Here is a 20,918-nt window from a genome sequence, read left to right on the forward strand (position 1 = left end):
GCTGAATGATTCCACTATTGTTTAAATGGTCGGTTTAGTTTAAACGGCAACATTAGCAGAGCAGGAAAGGAGATTTGTCATGGACAAAGCGCAGCGTGTTGGGGCCAATATCAAGCACTTTCGAGAACTTGCTGGGCTCAACAAGTCGGAACTGGCTCGTCGAGTGAAGGTCAGTCCAACGGCGGTCCACAATTGGGAAGAGAACGGTGTCATGCCCAGAATGGAGGTTATGTTCGACCTCGAACGAGCGCTAGAGGTCAGCTGGATCCAGTTGAGGAATCATGGCGCCGAGATGAAGCCTGTCTCAACAGACCCCACTTCTACGGGCTATGACGCTCCATTGTCATCGCCTGAGGTCAGCAGAGGTGAGCGGCTTGAACAGTTCAAGCGACAGATAGCGGCGTTGTTCGATGTAGGTCCTGACAAAGTGGAGATTATCGTTCGAACCTAGTCGGCTTGGCAAAGGCAGCAGCTGGGTCGATAGCTGACAGGAGCTTTTGGCAAAGGGTTGCAGCAAGCCGCGGGTCCGCCTGTGGCGAAGGCAGGTTGCGGAGGGAACGGCTGCAACTGGGGTGGTTAACAGTCGTTCGGCCATGGCCCGCCAGACGGCAGCTCCTGCGCCAAAATCGGTCTAGCGGATTGCGGGTTGATGGTTCGATAGCTTGAATCAGAAACGATAGCGCAGGCTTGCTCGAAACTGGCGCGGTTCGACCGGGTGGAAATGGCGTCCTTCTACCGGGGCAGGCTCACCTGCCAACTGCGATTCGTAGAAATAGGTGATGTCCGCATGCTCGGCATCGAACACATTGAACAATTCTGCCCCGATGCGCAGCTGGCCGAAATTGTAATAGCCGCCCAGATTGACCAGTGTGGTGGCATCGCTGCGCGCACTGTCATCCTCGATCAGCGGAGCCGCGCCGAAATGACGCAGCTTTGCCGTTAGGTCGATTGCAGGTGTCGGGCTAAGCGTGATCCCACCGGAAAACACTTCGGGCACCGCGCCAGGGATGCGATCATCCGTCCCGACATCCACGAACCGGGCATCGGTATAAGCGTAATCGGCATCGATCATGATCCATGCCGCCGGTCGCCAGAACAACGTCGCTTCCATGCCATAGCGGCGCGATGCGGCATTGGGTTCGGTGTTGCCAGCATCGCCCACGAACACCAACTCGCTCTCTAGTTTGAGATAATACCCTACTACCGATGCGGTGAGCGTGCCGGTTTCAAGCCGCGCACCAAGCTCGGCGCCATCCGCCGGAGAAAGCACGCGGACCGGATCGGTCGGATCGCCACTGATCGGATCGACGCTGATCGCCGCGCCGCGCACATCGTTGGAGTGGAAGCTGCGCCCGTAATTGGCGTAGAACTCCAGAGCGTCCACCGGCTGCCACGCCAGCGCGATCTTCGGTCCGAACAGATCATCATGGCCGCTGCCCGAATTGACCGCGAGATCGGACGACACATCGTAGCGGATGAGGTCATATCGCAGCCCGCCGATCGCACGCAATCCGGGTGCCAGCTCAACTTCGGCCTGCCCGTATAGCCCGAAGCCGAACTCATCGACCTGGTCTTCCCGCACGGTGTTGATCGCAACCCCGTCGACGCTGTTATACAGGCCGACCCGTTCGATCGCATCGTAACGCACATCGCCGCCGATAACGGCCCTTGCAAAGCCGAGATCGAAGCTCTGGCTCGCCGCACCGCCATAGATCAAACGGCGGTCACGCTGGACGAATTCATCGCCATTGACCTGATCGTTGAGAAAATAGGTGAAGTTGGAGATAAGTTCGAAGTCGTAATAGGTGGCGAAAGCGTTGAGCGCCGTATTGCCCAGCACGGCATTGGCGACCCCGCCGATGCGTGTGGTTTTGCCGCCTAGATCGTCGTCGATAAATCCGAAACGCTCAATCAGGCCATTTCGAACTGCGCGTTCGGGGATCTGGTCGGTCGAGGTCCATGCGTTATCGTATCCGTTGATCTGGATATCGAAGCCGCCATCGGCCAGTGGTTGACTGTATTTAACAAGACCCGCCAAGCGCTCGACATTCTCGTCTAGCACCCATGGTCCATCATAGGTCTGCGCTTCGGCGGCGATAAGCAAGGTTCCGCTACCGAGCTTCTGGCTTCCCCCGGCGACCCCTCGCAGATAGCCGAATGCGCCGCCGTCGACCTGCACGAACGGCGCGATCTCATCGCGAGTGATAAACTGGACCGTGCCAGCTGCCGAAAAATCGCCGACATCGGCGAAATATGGCCCCTTGCGATAATCGATCCGTTCCAGCGTTTCAGGAATCAGGAAATTGAAGTCCAGATAGCCCTGCCCGTGGCCGTGGCTGCGCATGTTGATCGGCACGCCATCGACGAACCCTGCAAAATCGGTGCCGTGATCAAGATTGAACCCGCGCAGGAAGTACTGATTAGCCTTGCCAGATCCCGAATGTTGAGTGGCGACCACGCCCGGGACATTTTCTACCAGTTCACCCGTGCGGCTGATCGGGACATTATCAAAATCCGCATAGCCGACCGTGCCTTGTGAACCGGAGGTGGCAATGCCGATCTGTTTAATACCGCGGCCATAGATGACAATTTCGTTGTCGTTGACATCGGCATGGGGCGCTTCGTCCAAACTGGGGGTGGAATCATCTGATCGGCCGCTTTGGGCCAGCAAAGCCGATGGGAAAACGCAAGTGCCAGATAACAATAACATAGCTGCGTTCAATCGACGTAAACGGCTCATTGGCAGTCCTTCAGAAACACACATGAGCTCAATGGCCGATGGTGGCAATTCGCCTTGCGAGACGGCAGCATGACCTGCGTCTTCCTTCATAACCGTTCGGTCACGCCGTTCCTAGTGAAGGCGCTGGCCAAGGCGTTCGACACGACCGGGCGGCGGGCGCCCTGCTTCGTCCAGACCGATGTCGGCGACGAGGAGCAAAAGGGCGGCTGCCCGATCGGCAAGCTGCCCGCGGTGCTGGCTCAGGCGCGCGCGGCGGATATCCCGCTCGCCGGACTGATGTGCCTGCCGCCGCTGGATATCGAGCCCGCGCCCTTCTTCGCGCTGTTCGACAAGCTGGCGCGCGATCACGGGCTGGCGCAGGAACAGCCCTGAGGCCCTAGTAGGGGATGAGCGGCGATTTCGAGACCGCGATCCCGCTCGGCGCCACGCATGTCCGGGTCGGCATTGCGCTGTTTGGCGCGCGCGGCACCTGAGCGGCGTTCAAAAGCCGCAACCGCCCAAACCACCAACAAATACCACCAAAAGGGGCGCCCGAGAGCGCCCCTTTCCATTTGTGTTTGTCTGGCTGGGCTCAGAACTTGCCGCGCACCGTGATACCGTAGGTCCGCGGTTCGGCGAGGAATGCCGAATAGGTCTGCTGCGGCGCCACGAAAGGGGTGTTAAACGCCACCTGCGTGTAATCCTTGTCGAACAGGTTCGACACCCAGCCCTCGATCGCGAAACGGTCGGCGATGTTGGTCAGGCCGATGCGGCCGTTGACGATCACATAGCCGTCCTGCTCCTTGCCGAACAGCAGGTCCGATCCGGTGTTGTAGTCGCCGGTCATGCGCGCGTTGAGGAAGAACAAGCCCTCCATTCCGCTGTTGCCCATCGGCGGCGTCCACGTGACGGAGGAGGTCGCTACCAATTCCGGCGCGTTGGACAAATTGTCGCCCGGCAGCAGCCGCAGCGCCGGATCGAGCGGGACTCCGGTGTCATTGCCGACCAAATCGTTTTCGTAGCTGCTGTCGGTATAGGTTAGCCCGAGCGAGAAGTTCAGATCCTGGATCGGCTGGATATAGGCTTCCATTTCCACACCCTGCGAGACGACGCCCGGGACGACATTGTCGGCAGCGCAGGAACCGGTGGTGGCGCTTCCATCCATATCGGCGCCGCCCAGCGAAGCGCTGCAGGCGTTGACGTTCTGCACCAGGAAGACCGAACCGTTGAAGGTGTTCAGCTGGAAATTGCTGAACTCCTGCCGGAACCCGGCGAGGCTGATGCCGAATTCGCGCGTCGCATATTTGGCACCGATTTCGTAGGCGGTGACTGTTTCCTCGGCGAACTGGAGCAAGGAGGGGTCGATTGCGGCGACCCTGAAGGTTACCGGATTGCCCAGCGCCGAACGGTCAAGGTTGAAGCCACCAGCCTTGTAGCCGCGCGAATACGAGACGTAGGTCAGAAGGTCTGGGTTGGGTTTCCAGCTCAGGATCGCGGTGCCGGTGAATTCGTCCTCGTCGCGGGTGTCGGAAATCGACACGCCGTTAATTTCGGAGGTCGAATTACCCTGACAGGACAGCGAGATAATTCCGCCCGCTAAACCGGCCAGCGGAGTCCCCAGCAGGCCGCCCAACAGCGCTCGGTTCTGCGGACAGATCGTGTTGTCATTGCCGAAGGTAGCATCAAAATCCTTGGTTTCGTTAGTGTAGCGCAGCCCTAAAGTGAGATCGAGAGTATCGGTCAGATGTACAATATTATGCGTGAAAAACGCGAAGTTCTCGCTGGTCTGGTTGTAGACATCGCCCGTCCCGCCGACATCGCTGACCCGCGAGAGATTGTTGATGCCGGCGACAATCAGCGGCGTGGCCGGACCAAAGGCGCCGGTACCACGATTTGCTGCCTCGAGCGCAGCGACGTTGGGGCCTAGACAATTCTGCGCACTAGGGTTCACCAGCGCCGGGTTGATGGCGATGGCGATGCGGCAACTGACGAAGGTGCCGTACTGCGTCCCGAACCGCAGATTGTCGCGCGTCCGAAGTTTTTCATTGGCGTAGTAGCCACCGACCAGCCAATCGAGCTTGTCGCTGAACAACGTGCCGGCAAGGCGCAGTTCCTGGGTGAAGGTCCTGAAATTGCGGGCGGCGGCACTGGGCCCGGCTTCGCGATAGAGGATATCGACTTGGGTGTAGTCGGTGTCCGACCCCTGGAAGTTGTCATATTCGCGGTAGCCGGTGATCGAGGTCAGTGAGACATTGCCGAAATCCCAGTTGAACTCGCCTGAAACACCGTAATCCTCGGTCTCGCCCTCAAAGCTGCGGCCCGCGGTATTGTAGATATTGCGGTTGAAAGTGCTCTGGTTGAGCGCACCGCGATTCTGGCCGAGCCCGATCAGGACCGGGACGATCGGGTTGCCGGTGCTGGTCAGCGCCGGAGCGTTGCCGACCGGACGCGCGAAGGGATTGAGGCCGGGCGAGACGCGCGCCAGCGGCGCGAAGTCGGGCTGGACGAAGGTGGCGGCGCAACAAGCCTCGTCCTTCTTCGAATAATCGCCGATCAGGCGGAAGCTGATGTCCTCCGTCGGTTCGAACAGCACCTGCGCGCGAACCAGATAGCGGTCGCGATTGTTGATGTTGGTGTTGTTGACCACATCGTTATAGAAGCCGTCACGCTTGAAATAGACGCCATCGACGCGGGCCGCGATTATATCGGTCAGCGGCGCGTTAAGGCCTGCTTCGACGCGGATCGCGTCGTAATTGCCATAGGTCAAGGCACCATAGCCGCTGAAGGTGAATTCGGGTGGCGCGGTGTAGATGCTGATGACGCCCGCAGACGCGTTGCGACCGCCCAGCGTACCTTGCGGGCCACGCAGGATTTCCACCCGGTCGAGCGGGCCCAGTTCGGAAAGGGCATTGCCCGAACGCGAGCGATAGACGCCGTCGACAAACACCGCGACCGAACTTTCGAGACCGGGGTTGTCGCCAACCGTGCCGATGCCGCGAATACGCGCCGAACCATTGGCTTCGTTACCCGTCGAGGACACTAGCAGCGAGGGTGCGACCTGGGTCAGTTCGCGGATATCGGTGGTGCCCGAATTTTCCAGGGTATCGGCGGAAATTGCGGAGACCGCGACCGGCACATCGGAAAGCACCTGCGAACGCCCTTGCGCGGTCACGATGATGATGTTGCGATCCACGACATCGGCGTTCTCGACCAGATCGTTTCCTGTCTGGTCCTGCGCCATGGCGGTGGCTGGGGCGAGTGCGGCGCCAGCCCCGAGTAGAGCAAGGACGCGCAGCGATGCAAAACGGGTCTTCATAGGGCATCTCTCTCCAAGTTTAACTTTTATGACGCACATCCCTAACCACGCGTATGGAAGTTACAAGAGTCACCCGACAAATTGGCGTAACGCTTCTTCCAAACGTGCCTGTAGTGCATCACTGACCGCTTCGAGCAAGGTATCCTTGAGCCGCGTTAGCCGGACCTCGGCAAACCAGTAGGAATCGTCGAAACGGGTCCGCCCGGATGGCGTGGTCTGAAAGCCGGCTGTCGCGGCTCGCCGGGCGAATGCGATACCCGGCCATTTGAAGGTGCGTTGCCTTACCAATCTTAAGCCAACAGATCGCAAGCCCGCGCCAAGACCCGGTGACGAAAGCCGGGGGCCGGTGATCTATGACAGCGATGGATGGGTCTCGTGGGCCACGCGGTTCGCCTCATCTCCGGGGAATTGCTTCTTCAGGCAGCCCACAATCTGTTCAGGTGACCAATGACGACGTAGCAGGCCGGAGACTGTCCGGCACAGGTCTCGATAGCAAGCCAGTTTGCATCGCTTGGGCCGCAAGGCACGTTCCCAGACGAACGTCACGGATCTCGGCCCAGTACTTATCTCGGCCGCCATTGCGATGAACTTCCCGGCTGATCGTCGAGGGCGCACGCCTCAGACCGAGCGAAATCTGTCTGAGCGAGACCCCCATTTCAAGACCTCGCGAGATCCCTTCACGCTCGGCCAGGGTCAACGCCAACCCCGAACGCTTGCGCTCGGCCGAACGGAAACCGCCAGTACGCGCAATCAGCGGATGGATCGACGAGGAGTCCCGATTGAAACTCCGCCCGATCGAACTCGTCGACTCTCCGCGCTGCCAACGACCCCAGATCTTTGACTTCTGCTGGTCTGTGAAAAATATCCGGCGGCGATAGGCCATGGCGTAGCCAGGCAGGATCTGACGAATTCGATAGAAGTCTCGTGACCTTTGCGACTGCGGGGTGAAGCTTTCAGTCTTCTTTTTCGCGTGGCTGGTGGAGCAAAAGCAATCGTCGAACCGAGCAAGAGGCGTCCGCAGCAGAGCGACCATTTGCCAGAGCGCGATCACAGGGGATCGTAGATGGTAAAGCTTCTATTGCTGACGACTGAGAAGCCTCGATCTTCGGCCTAACTCAACGGCGCCAAGGAGGCTGCGCCCAGGATTGTCGTAGCTGTCGGCTGTTCGTGCGGTGCATCTGCCTGCGGTTCAAGCGACAGCGCGATCGCGCTACCCGCGGCAATGTCGACACGCATCTCGGGGGATAGCTCGAGCACGATTGTGGAGTTGGCCGAGCTCTGCCCCAAGGATCTGGGTCGATCATCGGGTCCGATAACCCACAATTCCGGGACGAGTTCGCTCTGCGGCACAGTGTTGATGCGAACCGTGAGCTTTCCGACAGTATCATCGTAGACAGCGGTCAACAATGGTCCGTCATCCGGGCGATTGACCTGCGCGACGCGCAGCATTTCTGGGTTCAGCGGCCTGTCCCCCGAAAGCGCTGCGATTTGCGAACCAAGCACGGCGTTATCCTGCCGTTCCTGCAGCCACAGACCAGTAAGGGCAATTGCGGCTATCGAGGCGGCGATGGTTCCGGTCCGCCACCCACGCAGTGGGCTGCCGCGGTCGTTTGCTGCGGAACGTTCGATCAAGGCGCCAGATGCACCAATCGATGCTTCGACGCGGCCCCACAAAGCCTGGGGCTGCCAGTCACCGGCATCCGCTTCGGCGTCGGACTCGGTTCTGGACCAGCTTTCGCCCACTTCCTGCCACTGCGAGACTGCAAGAGCAAACTGAGGGTCCTGTTCTTGGCGAAGGCGCGCGGCCGCAAGTGCCTCACCCTCGAGAAAGCCGAGCGCGAGCTCGGCAGCGAGCAAATCGGTCTCTTCCGTGATCTCAAGGCGCTCAGTCACGCGTCACCTGCGCACGCAATGCCAACAGGCCCCGGCGGATACGGGTCTTGACGGTTCCGAGGGGAACACCGGCTTCTTCGGCAACCTGTGAATAGCTAAGTCCGCGCAGATAGGCGCTGCGAATATAGGTTTGTTCGGGATCAGACAGTCCGTCGATTTCGCGCCGAAGATTTTCAGCTTCTTCATCCCTTATAAGCCGCTCGTCGCTGAGATCCGCATCATCAGCTACCAGCACTAGAGGGTAATCGTTGACCGTCGGCCTTCTGCCGCGAGCGCGCACTCGATCGATCGCGCTGTTGCGGGCGATAAAGCTCAACCAGACGATGGGCGAACCCTTCTCGGGGTCGTATCCGGCGGCGCGGTTCCAGACTTTTGTATACACTTCCTGTAATACGTCTTCCGTCGCTTCGCGGTTTCGAACCACCGCAAAGCAGATCGCATAGAGCTCGCTCGCCGTAGCTTTATAGAGCTGGCGCATAGCCTCGCCATCCCCATTAGCGATGCCGGTGAGCGCTGCCACCATATTACATTTGCTAGACGCGCGTGCCATGCTGGTGGTTGGTTCGACCCTTCAAGTGGAGCCTCTGCCTAAAGGCAAAAGGTGCTTCGCGGCAAGGTACCAAAAAAATTTTCGCGTTTCTAAATCCGCTGCGCAGCCAAACTCGTAATGTAACAAGGACCGATTTTTTTGCCCTCGGCCTGTGATGAAATGCACGGGGAGATTACGTTGTGAAATCTAGAATTAAGATACTGTTCCCCGTCAGCACTCGAGCGAGGCATCCCACCGCCCTGACCTGCTACTCCTTATCAGCAGGTGAATTGCTCAGACAGAGCCGTCCAGAGCCCAAATTCCGGCAATCTGGATATTTTTTCCTGGATTGGAACGATAAGTTCCGCCTACATGTTCATACAGCGTCAAGGATCGGGCTACACGAAGGCTCAGCGCAAGATTTGTACCTTGGTCAATAACAGACACCTTTTTTGAATAACTTGGTGAATAACAGGAGAGCTATCTATGATTTCCAAGAACAAACTTGCGCTAGGCGCGGCTGCGTTGGCCCTTTGCGTCGTGTCCGGTACCGCTTCGGCTTCGAGCCACCGGGAGGCTCCGGATATCACCGAGACTCCCAAGATCGATAACACCGACTTTTACATGTTTCGCAGCTACGAAACCGGTCGCGAAGGCTTTGTTACAATCATCGCCAACTACCAGCCGATTCAGTTTCCTGGGGGTGGACCCAATTATTTCACCATGGACCCGGATGCCAAATACGAAATTCACATCGACAGCAATGGTGATGCGAAAGAAGACCTGACGTTCTCGTTCCAGTTCACCAATTCCCTGAGGAACGGCGGCATCGCACTGAACATTGGCGGCAAGAACGTAACGGTTCCCCTGCGCTACGTCGGGCCCGTGACCGGGGCGGACGATGCGGATCTCAACGAGACCGAAACCTATCAGGTCACGGCCGTCAAAGGTGACCGCCGCAGTGGCAGCCGGTCAAGCATTACACACAATGGGGGAGCGACCTTCGTTAAACCTCTCGACAATGTCGGCAATAAAACTCTGCCGAATTACGATGGCTACGCCAATTCCCTGATTTACCCTGTGAACATCCCGGGATGTGCAGCCGGTGGCCGCGTGTTCGTCGGTCAGCGTGAAGAGGCTTTCGCGGTCAATTTGGGCGAAACCTTCGATCTGGTGAACTATGTCCCAATCGAAGGTGACAGCGCGGCTTTTGCCGGTGACGGCGGCGGCTTTCCCGGTGGCATCACTCAGAGCCGTGCGAACGATTCTCTGGTAGGAGAATACAACGTCACCAGTATCGCGATGGAAGTGCCGATTGCATGCCTTACCGCAGGCGGCAACGGAGTGATTGGCGGGTGGGCTACGTCAAGCCTGCCGCAGGCACGCATCAATGATCCGTCCCCGACGTATCAGAAGCCGACGTTCGACGGCGGTGCTTTCGTTCAGATGTCGCGTCTCGGTATGCCCCTGGTGAATGAATTGGTCATCGGGCTCGACAAGAAGGACGTTTTCAATCACGCCGAGCCTACGCAAGATGGCGCATTGGCGGATTTCGTGACAAATCCAACCTTCCCGGCGCTCCTCAACGCGCTTTTCCGTGCTCCGGTAAACGCCACGCTCGGGACAGATATTGCCGATCTGGCGCCGAGCAATTTTCCCCGCCAGGATTTGGTGGCGACGTTCCTCACCGGGATCAAGACGCTCAACCAGCAGACGACGGTCACACCTTCGGAAATGACCCGGCTTAACACAGCCATCGCCCCGACCCCGCGGGCAACGCAAAGCCGCTTTGGCGTAGTGGGCGACGACCTCGCCGGCTTCCCGAACGGGCGTCGACCAGGTGACGATGTGGTCGACATCGTGTTGCGCGTGGCTATGGGCCGGCTTTGCCATCCGGTGCCGATCAATGGCCAAGCAACCGATTTGGGGCTTTGCAAACCTGCCGATGCACCGGTCGGACAAGTCGCGTTCACCGACGGTGCGCCGATTTCGGCACGCGATCTGCAAGGCCAGTTCCCCTATCTGAACTCGCCGATACCCGGATCGCCCAACTCCGCCCGTGATGCCCGCGCCGTGCGACCTGCGCAGCCATAAGGGGAGATTAGAAACATGGCCTATAAGCAAATACTAAGGGCAAGCGCGTCGATCCTAATGCTGGGATCGGTCGCGGCCTGCGGGGATAACGATTCGGTCGATCCGATCGCTGAAGTCCCCGCACCGCCGCCCCCATCAGGTGGAACCTTCCAATCGCGGTTCGGATCTGCCTTCGCGGCGATTTTCGACCGTTCATGGACTGAAGATCCTGTCGATCCGCAGCCGGCCGACGTACCGCCGCTGGCTCCGTCAGACGACCCCAAGGACAACCTTTAGGTCGTCGCTTCGGTCCCTAGTTTGATTGGGACTATATCGCGTTAGGGAGGGGCGGCACCTGCATTGGAGCCGCCCCTCTCCATCGTTTCAGGACCAGCACCTGGGGACCGCCGCCCATTGTCCGGCGATATAGCAAACTGGTCAGTTGCTGACTGGTGCCCCCAATATCGACCGTGCTGCGAGCCCAATAGTAGCTGGAGGTGACGCCGCTGCCCGGTGGCGGGAAAATCCCGCTAAGCGCGAGGTCCTCGCGTGTCAGCCCGCCGCCCTTGCCACCGCCGGCAGTCCGGGCAGCCATCAGCTTGCGGGCCTGGCCGGGATTGTTCAGCAAAATGGCGGCAAGCATTTCGGGTGCCGTGTTGAGGTTCACATCGGTCGGTTCAGGCAGCACCGTTGCAAGCACGGCGAGGCGTCGTATTTCGGCCAAGGTCAGGCCCGCCCCCTGGAGATCGCCGAGCCCCACAATACCGCGGCTCGTCTGAACCAGATCCGCGATCTGCCCGGCCTTCTCGGGAGACAAATCGACAGCCGCCGCAAGCGCCGCGAAATAGTCATTGGTGACGGCATCGCCGCGCACCAGATTGTTGATATTGAACATGGCTTGGGCGTCAGACACATCAAAACTGAAACGTCCGCCATCAATCGCTGCATCATCGTCTGCGATCGCTGCCCATTCATCCTTGCGCGAATCGCTGTCGGCTCCGCGTGCCAGGTCACGCCGCAACGCGGCAACAGCAGAAAGCTCCGCACCGCGGGCAACCGCGCTGGCTTGGGTTGCATTGCGCAGGCGCAAGCTGAGTTCGATATCGGTGTCGTCGCTGGCAATCATCATCACCAAGATCGCCGTGGCCAGCATCACAATGACGAGCACGTTGATCAAAACCATTCCCTGCTCCCCGTCCGAAGCATTTTTGGTCGTTCGATCGGGACTTGGAACCACCATCAAATTTCATCCGGCAATTCGATCAACCGACGTACCGGACCTGCGGTTTGACTCGGTTGCGGTGCCAACTCCAGTATCAGCTCAACCGCCTCGGGACGGACTGGATCCTCTTGCGTGACCGGCGTAACAGTCCAGGCGCCATTTTTGTAGAACCGCAACCCCATCCCGGCCACTCCCATAAGTATCGGCAACTCTGTATCGCCCGTCTGCCGGTAGAGCGCGCCATCCGCGAAGCGATAGACCACCGGGTAGTCGCCCACCGCGCTGCTGCGGGTGAACACCATCGTCCCTCCTTCGATTAGCGGTCCGGACGACAGTTGTTCGATGTCTGCGGTCACGAGATAAAGCACGCGCTGAAGCTCCGACAGGCGTTCGCTGCGTCCTTCGGTGCGCTGCTGCACGCCGATAACCGTTTCCACGAGGCCGACTCCAGCGAGCGAAATCAGCGCGAACAACAACAAGGAAACGAGCAGTTCGACCAGCGTGAACCCGCCGCTCTCGTCTGTCGGGTTAGGGACCGAAACGCTCATCCTCGTACCTTGCTTATCGGTGCAGCCCGCTCATGCCGGCTGCGGCGCGGCGATCTTGCGAATACCGCCCGCTGCCAGTTCCAGGATCGTCAGGTTGCGCGCCGCGCTCCCGTCCTCACGAAACCGCACATGACCGCACACGCCGCTGAAACCATTCGTCGCCAACACGGCAGACCGGTCCAGACCGCCACTCTGCCGCATCTGGTTGAGGATGCTAGATGCGTCGAAGGCAAGCGCCGCGATGATCCCGGGACGAGTGCCCATGCGCTGTTCGAACTGCCTGGCGAAATTCGCAAAGCCGGCCGGATCGGGAGCGGCCAGCCAGGTGCCTTCCAACTGCTGGAACATTTCACCGGGCAGGTCGAGCTCCGGAAGTGCGGCGAGCGGTTGGATACCTTTGGCGGCAAGTTGCGGCGCCAATTGTGCCAGCCCGGCGATGTCGGGCATAAGCACCGCGTCGGGCAGACCGTCCGCAGAGCCTGCAACATTGCCGGGAAGAGTGAAGAGATCGCCCGCGGGAAGCGGGTTGACCGTTAGCCCCAGCGCCGCACCTTCGACCTCGGCGGCCGCGCGAACCTGCGCGCCCCAGCCGCGATCCTCCCCGCCCACAGCCACGCGGCGGATGCCTCGGTCCGAAGCATATTGCAGGATCGCACTGACGCTCTGACGGGCGGTAATGCCCAGCAGAAAGGCCCCGCTTTCGCGCAAATTCGCATCGTTGCTAAAGGAGATAACCGGCACCGTTCCGCCGGCGGCAGCGACCACTCCTGGCACCTCCACAGCCATAAGCGGGCCAAGGATCACGCCGGCGCGCTTCTTGAGCGCCAGGCGCGCTGCGGCGGCCGCACCTTCCGGTGTGCCACCTGTATCGTACACTGCCAGAGACAATTTGGCATTTGTCGCTTGCGCAAGCATGGCTGCGCGCTCCATGCTGCGGCCAAGTTCTGCATGGGGTCCAGTTTGTGGAACCAGCAATGCAGCCACTGGGCCAGCCTTGGCGGCGAAGACCGGCGCGACCAACAGGGGAAAAGACGATGCAAGCAGGATTGACGGCGAATATTGCAGCAGCTGACGTCGATCCATGGGCACAACAGAATACTCCTGTTGCGGCACACAAAGTCCGGCGCCGCACACTGATTTTCGGTTTCACCGCGGCGATAGCATATCTGATCGGCATGATCGCCATGATTCCGGCCGCGGCCGTGGTGGACGAAAATGACCGGCTGAGCGTCGGCGGAACGATCTGGGACGGTGAGGCGGTGGTTGATTCAACCGTTCGCGTCGTCTGGGACTTTTCCCCGATCTCGAGCCTGACCAAGCTGGCGTTTACCGCCCGCTGGCATTTGACGGGCAGCGCAAACGATCTGGCGGGCAGCGTATCACTGCGCGGCGATCAGCTCCATCTGGACGACGCATCCGGACAGGTCGACGGGGTGCTGTTGGACGCATTGTTTCCAAATCTGCCCCTGAGTTGCAGGTTCAATGCCGATGTCCGGCTGGCCTATCTGCATCTTGGCGGCAGCGGTCAGGGCGGCGCCGGGAGCCTGCGCACCGGGCCCGTCAACTGCAATGCAAAAGACCTTGCCGCCTTTCCCGTGGATTTACCCCAGATGGAGGCTGACCTTGCACCGGCAGGTGACGCAACCGCGGGAGCGCTGAAGACCGTCGAGAATGGCGCCCATCTGATCGAACTGCGGCTTTCTTCCGACGGCATGCTGAGCGTGTGGCCGACCCAGATGGCCGTTGCATTGACGCCGATGCTGGCTGGCAAGCGATACGATACCAAGATCGAATAGCGGTCAGGAAATCGCCAGATCATTGAGACCGATGATCGGCATCAGAATCGCCATCACCATCAACAGCACCATCCCGCCCATAGCCAATAGCACCATCGGCTCGACCAGCGAGACGATGACCTGAAGTTGGGCATCCACCTCGCGATCCAGCTCGCCGGCAGCGCGTTCCAGCGCGGGGCCCAGCTTCCCGCTCGCCTCGCCGCTGGCCACGATGGCGACCAGCATACCCGGCAGGATATCGGCCTCGCGCATCGATCTGCTAACGCTGTCGCCCTCGCGTACTCGCAGCGCGACTTCCTCCATGCGTTTGCGGATGTGGCCATTGGGGATCACCGCAGCGGCCGCATTGAGCGCATCGAGCAGCGGCACCGCGCTTTGCACCAAGGTGGCAAGCGTTGCTGAGAAACGCGCAGCGTTCAATTGCCGACTGAAGCGGGCGAGCGGCTCACGCGTCGCGACCAGCCGGTCGAAGGCCAGTCGCCGTTCGGGCCGGGCAAATTCACGCCGAGCGAGCAGCGCCCCGCCGACAAGCGCAACCAATATGACCAAACCGTAATTCGTGAGCAACGAACTCACTGCGATCAATATGCGAGTCAGCAACGGCAGGTCCGCACCGCGCGAGACAAACACCTGCACGATGTCGGGTACGACGTAGATCATCATCAAGGCCATCATCAGCGCCGAGATTGTCGCCAACAGCGCGGGATAAAGCAGCGCGAGCTTAAGCTTGCGATTGGCCGCATGGCGCGAGTCGACGAAGTCAGCCAGATAGGCGAGCACGTCGGGCAAACGTCCCGACTGCTCCCCCGCATGGATCGAGGCAACGTAGTAGTTGGGAAATACCTTGGGGTGACGCGCCAAGGCCTGGGCGAAGCTCGAACCCTCCATCACCTTGCTGCGGACGTCGAGCAGCACTCCGGCCACGTTTGGCGCGTCACCCTGTCCCGAGACCAGCCGCAAGGCTTCCTCGATCCGGACATCGCTGCCGATGAGAGTGGAAAGCTGCCGCGTCGAGGTGGCCAAACTGCGGGATGAGACCGACCGACGACGGAACCGTTCGCGCAAGGGTTGCGGACCGCCCGAGGGTTCGTCGGTATTGCGCTCCGCCTTGTGGCTAGGAGAAACCGACACGGGCAGCAACGCCTGTTCTCGCAAGGCATGGCGCGCAGCGGTCAGATTACCCGCCTCGATCACGCCCCTTTTCGTGCGCCCCGCCGGGTCGATGGCCTGATAGGAAAAGGCCGGCATGTCAGACCTCTTCGCGCACTACCCGCGCCACTTCGGCAACGCTGGTCAATCCCTCGCGAATTTTCAACACACCGTCGTCGAGCAGCGAGGGGCTCAGCCGACGAGCCTGTTCAGTCAGCACGGCTTCGGAAGCGCCGTCGTGAATTAATGCCTCCAGTGTCCGGTCGACCGGGATAACCTCGTGTATACCGGTGCGACCGCGATAGCCGTCGCCGTGGCAATGCTCGCAGCCAACCGGGAACCAGATCGTCTCCCCGGCTTCGATCGCACCTTCCAAGAGGGCCACGTCGGCTTCACCGGCCGGGCGCCTGTCTCGGCAATGTTGGCACAGTTTGCGCACGAGGCGCTGGGCCAGCAGGCCAATTACCATCGGCGCGAGCAGATAGCGTTCGACGCCGATATCGATCAGTCGGGTAATGCTGCCGATGGCCGAATTGGTGTGCAGGGTAGAGATGACCAAATGTCCGGTCATGCTGGCGCGTACGGCAACTTGGGCGGTTTCGCCGTCGCGGATTTCGCCCACCATGATCACGTCCGGATCCTGCCGCAGGATCGCGCGCAGTCCCCGAGCGAAGCTCATTTCCGTGCGGTGGTTGACCTGAGTCTGGGCAATCCCCTCCAGCTCGTATTCGATCGGGTCCTCGACGGTCATGATGTTGCAGTTGCGATCGTTGAGGCGGGTCAGCGCGGCATAGAGGGTTGTGGTCTTGCCCGAACCGGTCGGTCCGCTGACGAAGATGATGCCGTTGGGCCGCTTGAGCAATCGATCGAGCAGTTCCGAATTGCGCGCATTCATCCCAAGGGTGGTCAGATCGAGTTCTACCGAACCGCGATCAAGCAGCCGCATCACGACGCGCTCGCCATGCTGGGTTGGAATGGTCGATACGCGCACATCCACATCGTGCCCGCCGATTCGCAAAGTCACTCGGCCATCCTGCGGCGTACGCTTTTCGGCGATGTCGAGCCGTGCCATAACCTTGATCCGGCTGACCAGCAGCGGGGCGAGCGCCCGCTTGGGCTCGATCATGTCGCGCAGCACTCCATCGATGCGGAAGCGCACGATCAATCGCCGTTCCTGCGTTTCGATATGAATGTCCGAAGCGCCTTCCTTGATCGCCTGCAGCAGCAATGCATTGATCAGGCGGATCACCGGCGAATCATCGCGATTGTCCAACAGGTCATCCACTTCGGCAGCGCTGTCGGCTAGCGTCGCGAGGTCGATCTCGTCGCCCGCCGTCACATCTGCGACGAGGCTGGCGCTTTCGCGATACACCGCTTGCAGGGCAGCGGAGAATTCGTCATCGTTAACGGGCCGCCACAGGATCGATCCGTAGAGCCGCTGCACTTCTAGGAGCGTCGAAAGGCTGGCAGTCGCGCGATGGAGGCAAACGAGCTTGTCTTCGTCATTGCGGACCAGAGCGCCGCGTTCGCGCGCGAAGCTGTAGGTAAGTTCCGCTGGCGGTGTCGCATCGGCCCGGTCTGGTTGCCGATCGACTTCGACAAGTGCCAAGGCCGAAGCTTCTGGCGGATCGGGAATGCCCGGTTCGTGATCGGCGCGATAATCGTCCATCATTCACCCAATACGAAGGTCGCCGAGACGAATCCGGGCGCGCCCTGCCGATCGATATCGGCGCTGCGCACGCGCAGATTGCTGGTGCCTTCGACATCCGCAATCCAGGTGATGACGGTGTCGAACGGCGCATCCTGAAGGACTACCCGCACGGCATCGCCTTGATCGTCGATCTGACCCACCTCCAACTGGGCCGCTGCCAAGCTGTTGGTCACGATGGCGGAAGGGGTGCCGCGGCGAAACGTGCCCAACCGGGCCATCGATTCGCCGCCGCTGCGCAAACGGGCATCGAGCATCGCAGCGTTCCGAATGTCTGCCAACGAGTCCTGTCTGGCCTCGCGAATGGGAGCAAGGACGATCAGCAGCAGCCCCAGTATTCCAATCGCTGCCAGCGAGCCGAGCAATATCTGTTCGCGGACACTGCGCTCGCTCCACCACCCGCGGGTGCGTTGCCAGTAAGGGGCAAGGTAGTCCAGATCGAGGCGGTCACGGATCATTGGGCACGTACCGCGAAACTGCCGATTGTCTCACCCGCTCCGGCGCCCTGGCCATTGCTCGCCGGACCCGGCGTTACCGCAAGCCCACTCGCCTTAAGTGCCGTGGAAGCGTCCCGCAGCGCGTTCAAATCCGCTGCCGCGACTTCGATCGATAAAGTCTGCGCGGCGCGGTCGAAACCGACGGAGCGCCATGTTATCGGGCTCTGCAAGCCGGCCAATGCGGTCCCTGCCCGAGCCAACAGCGGCACGAACTGGCCTGGCAGGTTTACCGGTCCGTCCGGTGTCATATCGGCAACCGTCACCGCCAGGTCGGGACCGAGGGGGAAAGGCGGTTGCATGTTCTCAGCCAGAAATCGCACCTCGGCCTCGCGCTCGTCAGCGATATCGCGCAGCGCCAGCGTTTCAGCGCCTGCGATAGCCGCATGGGCAAGCGCGCCGGTCGCAGCGACAATGGCAACGCGTTTCCAAAGTGCACTGACCGGGCGGCGGGGCGCGGCATAAAGGCCTTGCCGCAAATTGAGTGCGGGCACGATGAGGCGCTCGGCCAGCGGTTGATCTGGCAGTTCCAGCGTCGGAGCATGCATCTGTAGCGGCAGCGGGTCGCCATATGCGATGCAGTCCGGGTGGCCCGCTGCAATCCATGCCTGTTCAAGGAGGTGGACCGGAATCGCAAAGCCGGTACCGTCGGCGGTCCGCACGCTGACTCGGTCAGCTGCCAAATCGACTGCCCAGCTCCCGAGCCGGGGACGAGGCAGGGCAAGGGCATCGGGCACCAACGAGGCGTACTCGAGGCCGGTGGACTCAAGTCGGGCGACCCATTGCCGTATCAAATCGTGCCGGACGACTCCTGCAAGATATATGTTGGGTGCGATTTCCTCACCCAAGGCGACATGGACTTGCTCAAGCGGTTCGGCGACCCGCTCCTCGATCGCGAATGGGAGCGCGGCGCGCCGTTTTGCAAGGCTGGCGATCGGTGGCAGTTCCACCGCCAGGACCAACACATGCTCGCTATGGACAAGGACGACCGCGGGCCCCTCGTCGAAATCGACCACACTGGCCAGCCGGTCTCCCTCGAGACTCCATATTCCGCTCGAATTACGGTCGATTTTCCAATGATCCTCGCCCGGAATTGTCGTTTGTGATTGTGGGTTTTCCATTTCTTGCCGATATAGTAGGCATTATGCATCCCACCCGAAAGCCATATTCGCACGCACCAGCGGAAAGTGCGGCCTCCGCCGCGTTCGTTCCCGTGCATCCCGTCTCGATGCGGCCGATTGCGATGCGAGAGGCCGGACTGACCCTGATCGAAATTCTGGTTGTCCTCGCGATCATTGCGGTGATGGCTTACCTGATCGTGCCCAATGTCATCGGTCGACCGGATCAGGCGCGCGTTACCGTGGCGCAAACCGATTTGCGGACGATCTCGGCGGCTCTCAAAATGTACCGGCTCGACAATGGCGACTATCCGACGACCGGTCAGGGATTGGCGGCACTGGTCGAGCGACCGACCTCGGGCCCGACGCCGGTCAACTGGTCTCCGAGCGGCTATCTCGGTCAGCTCCCGAAGGATCCTTGGGGAGCCGATTACGCTTACACGTCTGAAGCGAGTCGGTTCGCATTGATGACTCTGGGCAAGGATGGCTCGGTAGGCGGTGAAGGAGTTGATGCCGACATCGCCCTTGCCGGGCGATGACCGGTCGCGCGGCTGAAATCGGCACCCCATTGTTGTACCCACCACGCATACTCGCGCCGGTACCGACACGCGAACTCGGCATGACGCTGGTGGAGATTTTGGTAGTGCTCGCGATCATTGCAGTGACGGCCTCGGCTGCTGTGCTGGCGCTGGGCGGCGAGAGCAATCTGCGTGGTATTACAGAAGCCAAACGAATCGAGGCGCGGCTCCAACTTGCCGCAGATCAGACGATGATCGAGAGCACGCCGCTCGCCATTTCGGTTACCCAAAGCGCATACAGTTTCCTCCAGTGGGATGCTAAAGAAGGGCAATGGGATCCGATGGTGGATAGCGTGTTGGAGGAAGAATTCGAATTGCCGAGCGACATGCAGCTGCGGACCGACGGCGCCGAAACCGTCTTTCCGCTCGGCGCCGACGGGGCAGGTCAGCCCTTCCTGCTCCATCTCGACTGGAAAGACTGGAGCTGGACCATCTCCTTCGATGGTATAACCGCCCGCATGGCCCAATCGGTGCCCGGAGCCGAAGGGTTCCCATCCGAAAATGCATTGCCTGTGCCGGCTACATGAACAGGCGCACGAAAACGGCTGATGCGGGTTTCACGCTGATCGAATCGATGATCGCGCTGGTGATTCTGGGCGTAGCGGCGGTCGGCATCGTCCAGGCGGTCGAGGCGCACGTGGACCGCCTGCGCCAGCTCGACCAGCGCACCGCGGCGCTCTGGGTTGCCGAGAACGCCCTGGCCGAGGCGCGGCTGGGCGCCTCGCTTGTCGGCGTTGGCAACGTGCAGATGCTCCAGTATCGGTGGACCGTAACCACGCGCATGTCGGGTAGCGAAGATCCTGATCTAAACCTTGCGACCGTGGAGGTTGCTCCGCAAGGAACAGCCAGCCCGATGATTACGCTGCGCGGGTTCGTGGATAGCGGGAGAATTACGCCATGACGCCCAGACACGCGCGGCTCGGGGTCGACGTCTTCACCGGACTCGTTGTCGCTTCGGTCGCGCTGGCGCTGGCCAGCCTGAGCTGGCGGCTGATGGGTTATGCGAGCGACGCACCGGTTGTCTCACCCTTGCCGCCGGGGTTATCCGGCGCCGGCAATATCGCTCCGCTCATCGCCCTGTCGCCATTCGGGACCGCCAGCGAAATGGCGGTCGAGGGGAGCGATAGCGCGTTGACGCTACGGGCGATCTTCGCCGCAATTCCGGCCAGCGAATCAGTCGCCTTGATCGCCGGTCCGGACGGACAGGTGATCCCCGTCAGCATCGGCGATGCGACTCCCGGGGGTATCGTGGAGGCTATCGAACCAGAGAAAGTGACCTTGCGCACCAGCACTGGGTTGCGCATTCTGGGCTTCGATCCCGCAGCGGGGGGCAGTGTCGCGAGCTCGGGCTTTGCGCCGGTCGTCCCGACCATGGATCCAGGAACGGGCAATGCCGCTGGCGCTAGCGCCACCCGACCAACACCACTGCGCGGAGTGGACGCGATCCGGTCGCTCATCCCGCAATCGGACGTTCCAACAGGCCAGGCAACGGCTGCGCCACCCCCTGCCCCACCCCCACCGGCGAGTGGCACGCCGCCACTTAGTACCGCGCCGGCAGCAGGATATCGGGTCGGTAGCCAGCTTCCGGAGCAGCTTCAGGCTGCGGGCATTCGGCCGGGCGATGTGATACGAGCGGTCAATGGTTCGCCGGTTAGCGGGAATGAAAGCCAGCAGGCACTGCTTGGCCGGGCGATGGTTGGAATTTCTGCACGGATTGAGTTGGTTCGCGACGGAAAGCGGGTTTCCCTCACTGTACCCATGCGCTAGTGCGCTTG

General features: G+C 60.8%; 20 protein-coding genes and 1 pseudogene. 9 read left to right on the forward strand and 12 right to left on the reverse strand.

The features are described from left to right. Positions 1 to 79 precede the first annotated feature (79 nt). Positions 80 to 451 carry a helix-turn-helix transcriptional regulator gene (locus tag A9995_RS04320; protein WP_067609721.1) on the forward strand — a complete coding sequence of 124 codons (372 nt, stop codon included), beginning with the start codon at positions 80 to 82 and terminating at the stop codon, positions 449 to 451. Positions 452 to 667: 216 nt separating this feature from the next. Here the strand turns inward: A9995_RS04320 and A9995_RS04325 are convergent, their stop codons facing one another. Further along, on the reverse strand, positions 668 to 2,629 hold the full coding sequence (locus A9995_RS04325; RefSeq protein WP_067609723.1) for a TonB-dependent receptor: 1,962 nt from the start codon (positions 2,627 to 2,629) through the stop codon (positions 668 to 670). Between the two features lie 216 nt (positions 2,630 to 2,845). On the opposite strand from A9995_RS04325, the pseudogene A9995_RS04330 reads away from it, so the two are divergent. Beyond that, positions 2,846 to 3,213, forward strand: a pseudogene (locus A9995_RS04330) (alanine racemase); the annotation flags it as partial. Positions 3,214 to 3,311: 98 nt separating this feature from the next. Here the strand turns inward: A9995_RS04330 and A9995_RS04335 are convergent. The 4 genes from A9995_RS04335 to A9995_RS04350 form a co-directional block, all read right to left on the reverse strand. Next, a complete protein-coding gene (locus A9995_RS04335; RefSeq protein ID WP_082992476.1) occupies positions 3,312 to 6,035 on the reverse strand; it encodes a TonB-dependent receptor in 2,724 nt (907 codons plus the stop codon). A gap of 436 nt (positions 6,036 to 6,471) precedes the next feature. Then, positions 6,472 to 7,086, reverse strand: coding sequence for a helix-turn-helix domain-containing protein (locus tag A9995_RS04340; protein ID WP_067609729.1), 615 nt, complete (start codon positions 7,084 to 7,086; stop codon positions 6,472 to 6,474). A gap of 59 nt (positions 7,087 to 7,145) precedes the next feature. Then, on the reverse strand, positions 7,146 to 7,928 hold the full coding sequence (locus A9995_RS04345) for an anti-sigma factor domain-containing protein (protein ID WP_067609731.1): 783 nt from the start codon (positions 7,926 to 7,928) through the stop codon (positions 7,146 to 7,148). Continuing rightward, positions 7,921 to 8,451 carry an RNA polymerase sigma factor gene (locus A9995_RS04350; RefSeq protein WP_168157327.1) on the reverse strand — a complete coding sequence of 177 codons (531 nt, stop codon included), beginning with the start codon at positions 8,449 to 8,451 and terminating at the stop codon, positions 7,921 to 7,923. The genes A9995_RS04345 and A9995_RS04350 overlap by 8 nt, the downstream gene beginning before the upstream one ends. Positions 8,452 to 8,943: 492 nt before the next feature. Between A9995_RS04350 and A9995_RS04355 the strand changes: the two genes are divergently transcribed. Together A9995_RS04355 and A9995_RS04360 are read left to right on the forward strand one after the other, a co-directional pair. After that, the gene (locus tag A9995_RS04355; protein WP_067609736.1) at positions 8,944 to 10,551 is read left to right on the forward strand and encodes a DUF4331 domain-containing protein; all 1,608 of its coding nucleotides are present in this window, start codon (positions 8,944 to 8,946) and stop codon (positions 10,549 to 10,551) included. A 15-nt stretch (positions 10,552 to 10,566) separates the two neighbouring features. Beyond that, the gene (locus tag A9995_RS04360; RefSeq protein ID WP_145916799.1) at positions 10,567 to 10,827 is read left to right on the forward strand and encodes a hypothetical protein; all 261 of its coding nucleotides are present in this window, start codon (positions 10,567 to 10,569) and stop codon (positions 10,825 to 10,827) included. 31 nt (positions 10,828 to 10,858) lie between these two features. Here A9995_RS04360 and A9995_RS04365 read toward each other — a convergent pair whose 3' ends face one another. Genes A9995_RS04365 through A9995_RS04375 form a run of 3 tightly spaced genes read right to left on the reverse strand, consistent with a single transcriptional unit; the run spans position 10,859 to position 13,383 of the window. Beyond that, the gene (locus A9995_RS04365; protein ID WP_168157328.1) at positions 10,859 to 11,713 is read right to left on the reverse strand and encodes a general secretion pathway protein GspK; all 855 of its coding nucleotides are present in this window, start codon (positions 11,711 to 11,713) and stop codon (positions 10,859 to 10,861) included. A gap of 56 nt (positions 11,714 to 11,769) precedes the next feature. Next, positions 11,770 to 12,300: a prepilin-type N-terminal cleavage/methylation domain-containing protein gene (locus A9995_RS04370; protein ID WP_067609742.1), complete on the reverse strand. Its 531-nt coding sequence runs from the start codon at positions 12,298 to 12,300 to the stop codon at positions 11,770 to 11,772. A gap of 30 nt (positions 12,301 to 12,330) precedes the next feature. Continuing rightward, positions 12,331 to 13,383, reverse strand: coding sequence for a penicillin-binding protein activator (locus A9995_RS04375; protein ID WP_067609744.1), 1,053 nt, complete (start codon positions 13,381 to 13,383; stop codon positions 12,331 to 12,333). A gap of 92 nt (positions 13,384 to 13,475) precedes the next feature. Here A9995_RS04375 and A9995_RS04380 point away from each other — a divergent pair, with 92 nt between their 5' ends. Beyond that, a complete protein-coding gene (locus A9995_RS04380; RefSeq protein WP_067609746.1) occupies positions 13,476 to 14,096 on the forward strand; it encodes a hypothetical protein in 621 nt (206 codons plus the stop codon). 3 nt (positions 14,097 to 14,099) lie between these two features. Here A9995_RS04380 and A9995_RS04385 read toward each other — a convergent pair whose 3' ends face one another. Genes A9995_RS04385 through gspL form a run of 4 tightly spaced genes read right to left on the reverse strand, consistent with a single transcriptional unit; the run spans position 14,100 to position 18,463 of the window. Next, on the reverse strand, positions 14,100 to 15,344 hold the full coding sequence (locus A9995_RS04385; protein ID WP_067609748.1) for a type II secretion system F family protein: 1,245 nt from the start codon (positions 15,342 to 15,344) through the stop codon (positions 14,100 to 14,102). A 1-nt stretch (position 15,345) separates the two neighbouring features. Beyond that, positions 15,346 to 16,914 (reverse strand): GspE/PulE family protein, encoded by a 1,569-nt coding sequence (locus A9995_RS04390; protein ID WP_082992477.1) that lies wholly within the window; start codon positions 16,912 to 16,914, stop codon positions 15,346 to 15,348. Continuing rightward, entirely contained in the window at positions 16,914 to 17,411 is a 498-nt protein-coding gene (gene gspM, locus A9995_RS04395; protein ID WP_067609750.1) for a type II secretion system protein GspM, read from the reverse strand. The genes A9995_RS04390 and gspM overlap by 1 nt, the downstream gene beginning before the upstream one ends. Continuing rightward, a complete protein-coding gene (gspL, locus tag A9995_RS15915) occupies positions 17,408 to 18,463 on the reverse strand; it encodes a type II secretion system protein GspL (RefSeq protein ID WP_233998081.1) in 1,056 nt (351 codons plus the stop codon). Before gspL ends, gspM begins: the two co-directional genes overlap by 4 nt. Positions 18,464 to 18,549: 86 nt before the next feature. Here gspL and gspG point away from each other — a divergent pair, with 86 nt between their 5' ends. The 4 genes from gspG to A9995_RS16525 are packed head-to-tail and all read left to right on the forward strand — an operon-like array spanning position 18,550 to position 20,910. Next, complete coding sequence (gspG, locus tag A9995_RS04410) at positions 18,550 to 19,104, forward strand: type II secretion system major pseudopilin GspG (RefSeq protein WP_304456019.1); 555 nt, start codon at positions 18,550 to 18,552, stop codon at positions 19,102 to 19,104. Next, positions 19,101 to 19,670, forward strand: a complete 570-nt coding sequence (locus A9995_RS04415; RefSeq protein ID WP_082992479.1) for a prepilin-type N-terminal cleavage/methylation domain-containing protein — start codon at positions 19,101 to 19,103, stop codon at positions 19,668 to 19,670. Before gspG ends, A9995_RS04415 begins: the two co-directional genes overlap by 4 nt. Further along, positions 19,667 to 20,044: a type II secretion system minor pseudopilin GspI gene (gene gspI / locus A9995_RS04420; protein WP_067609758.1), complete on the forward strand. Its 378-nt coding sequence runs from the start codon at positions 19,667 to 19,669 to the stop codon at positions 20,042 to 20,044. Before A9995_RS04415 ends, gspI begins: the two co-directional genes overlap by 4 nt. Beyond that, the gene (locus A9995_RS16525) at positions 20,041 to 20,910 is read left to right on the forward strand and encodes a type II secretion system protein N (protein WP_145916801.1); all 870 of its coding nucleotides are present in this window, start codon (positions 20,041 to 20,043) and stop codon (positions 20,908 to 20,910) included. The genes gspI and A9995_RS16525 overlap by 4 nt, the downstream gene beginning before the upstream one ends. The last annotated feature ends 8 nt before the right edge of the window (positions 20,911 to 20,918 follow it).

The organism is Erythrobacter sp. QSSC1-22B, from assembly GCF_001678665.1.
Taxonomy (GTDB): Bacteria; Pseudomonadota; Alphaproteobacteria; order Sphingomonadales; family Sphingomonadaceae; genus Qipengyuania.

Bases quoted from the DNA above. Each gene is read 5' to 3' on its own strand.
- A9995_RS04385 (WP_067609748.1), bottom strand. From the start codon at position 15,344: ATGCCGGCCTTTTCCTATCAGGCCATCGACCCGGCGGGGCGCACGAAA.
- A9995_RS16525 (WP_145916801.1), top strand. From the start codon at position 20,041: ATGACGCCCAGACACGCGCGGCTCGGGGTCGACGTCTTCACCGGACTC.
- A9995_RS04365 (WP_168157328.1), bottom strand. From the start codon at position 11,713: ATGGTTTTGATCAACGTGCTCGTCATTGTGATGCTGGCCACGGCGATC.
- A9995_RS04390 (WP_082992477.1), bottom strand. From the start codon at position 16,914: ATGGACGATTATCGCGCCGATCACGAACCGGGCATTCCCGATCCGCCA.
- A9995_RS04370 (WP_067609742.1), bottom strand. From the start codon at position 12,300: ATGAGCGTTTCGGTCCCTAACCCGACAGACGAGAGCGGCGGGTTCACG.
- gspM (WP_067609750.1), bottom strand. From the start codon at position 17,411: ATGATCCGTGACCGCCTCGATCTGGACTACCTTGCCCCTTACTGGCAA.
- A9995_RS04335 (WP_082992476.1), bottom strand. From the start codon at position 6,035: ATGAAGACCCGTTTTGCATCGCTGCGCGTCCTTGCTCTACTCGGGGCT.
- A9995_RS04320 (WP_067609721.1), top strand. From the start codon at position 80: ATGGACAAAGCGCAGCGTGTTGGGGCCAATATCAAGCACTTTCGAGAA.
- A9995_RS04355 (WP_067609736.1), top strand. From the start codon at position 8,944: ATGATTTCCAAGAACAAACTTGCGCTAGGCGCGGCTGCGTTGGCCCTT.
- gspI (WP_067609758.1), top strand. From the start codon at position 19,667: ATGAACAGGCGCACGAAAACGGCTGATGCGGGTTTCACGCTGATCGAA.
- A9995_RS04380 (WP_067609746.1), top strand. From the start codon at position 13,476: ATGATCGCCATGATTCCGGCCGCGGCCGTGGTGGACGAAAATGACCGG.
- A9995_RS04360 (WP_145916799.1), top strand. From the start codon at position 10,567: ATGGCCTATAAGCAAATACTAAGGGCAAGCGCGTCGATCCTAATGCTG.
- A9995_RS04350 (WP_168157327.1), bottom strand. From the start codon at position 8,451: ATGGTGGCAGCGCTCACCGGCATCGCTAATGGGGATGGCGAGGCTATG.
- A9995_RS04415 (WP_082992479.1), top strand. From the start codon at position 19,101: ATGACCGGTCGCGCGGCTGAAATCGGCACCCCATTGTTGTACCCACCA.
- A9995_RS04375 (WP_067609744.1), bottom strand. From the start codon at position 13,383: ATGGATCGACGTCAGCTGCTGCAATATTCGCCGTCAATCCTGCTTGCA.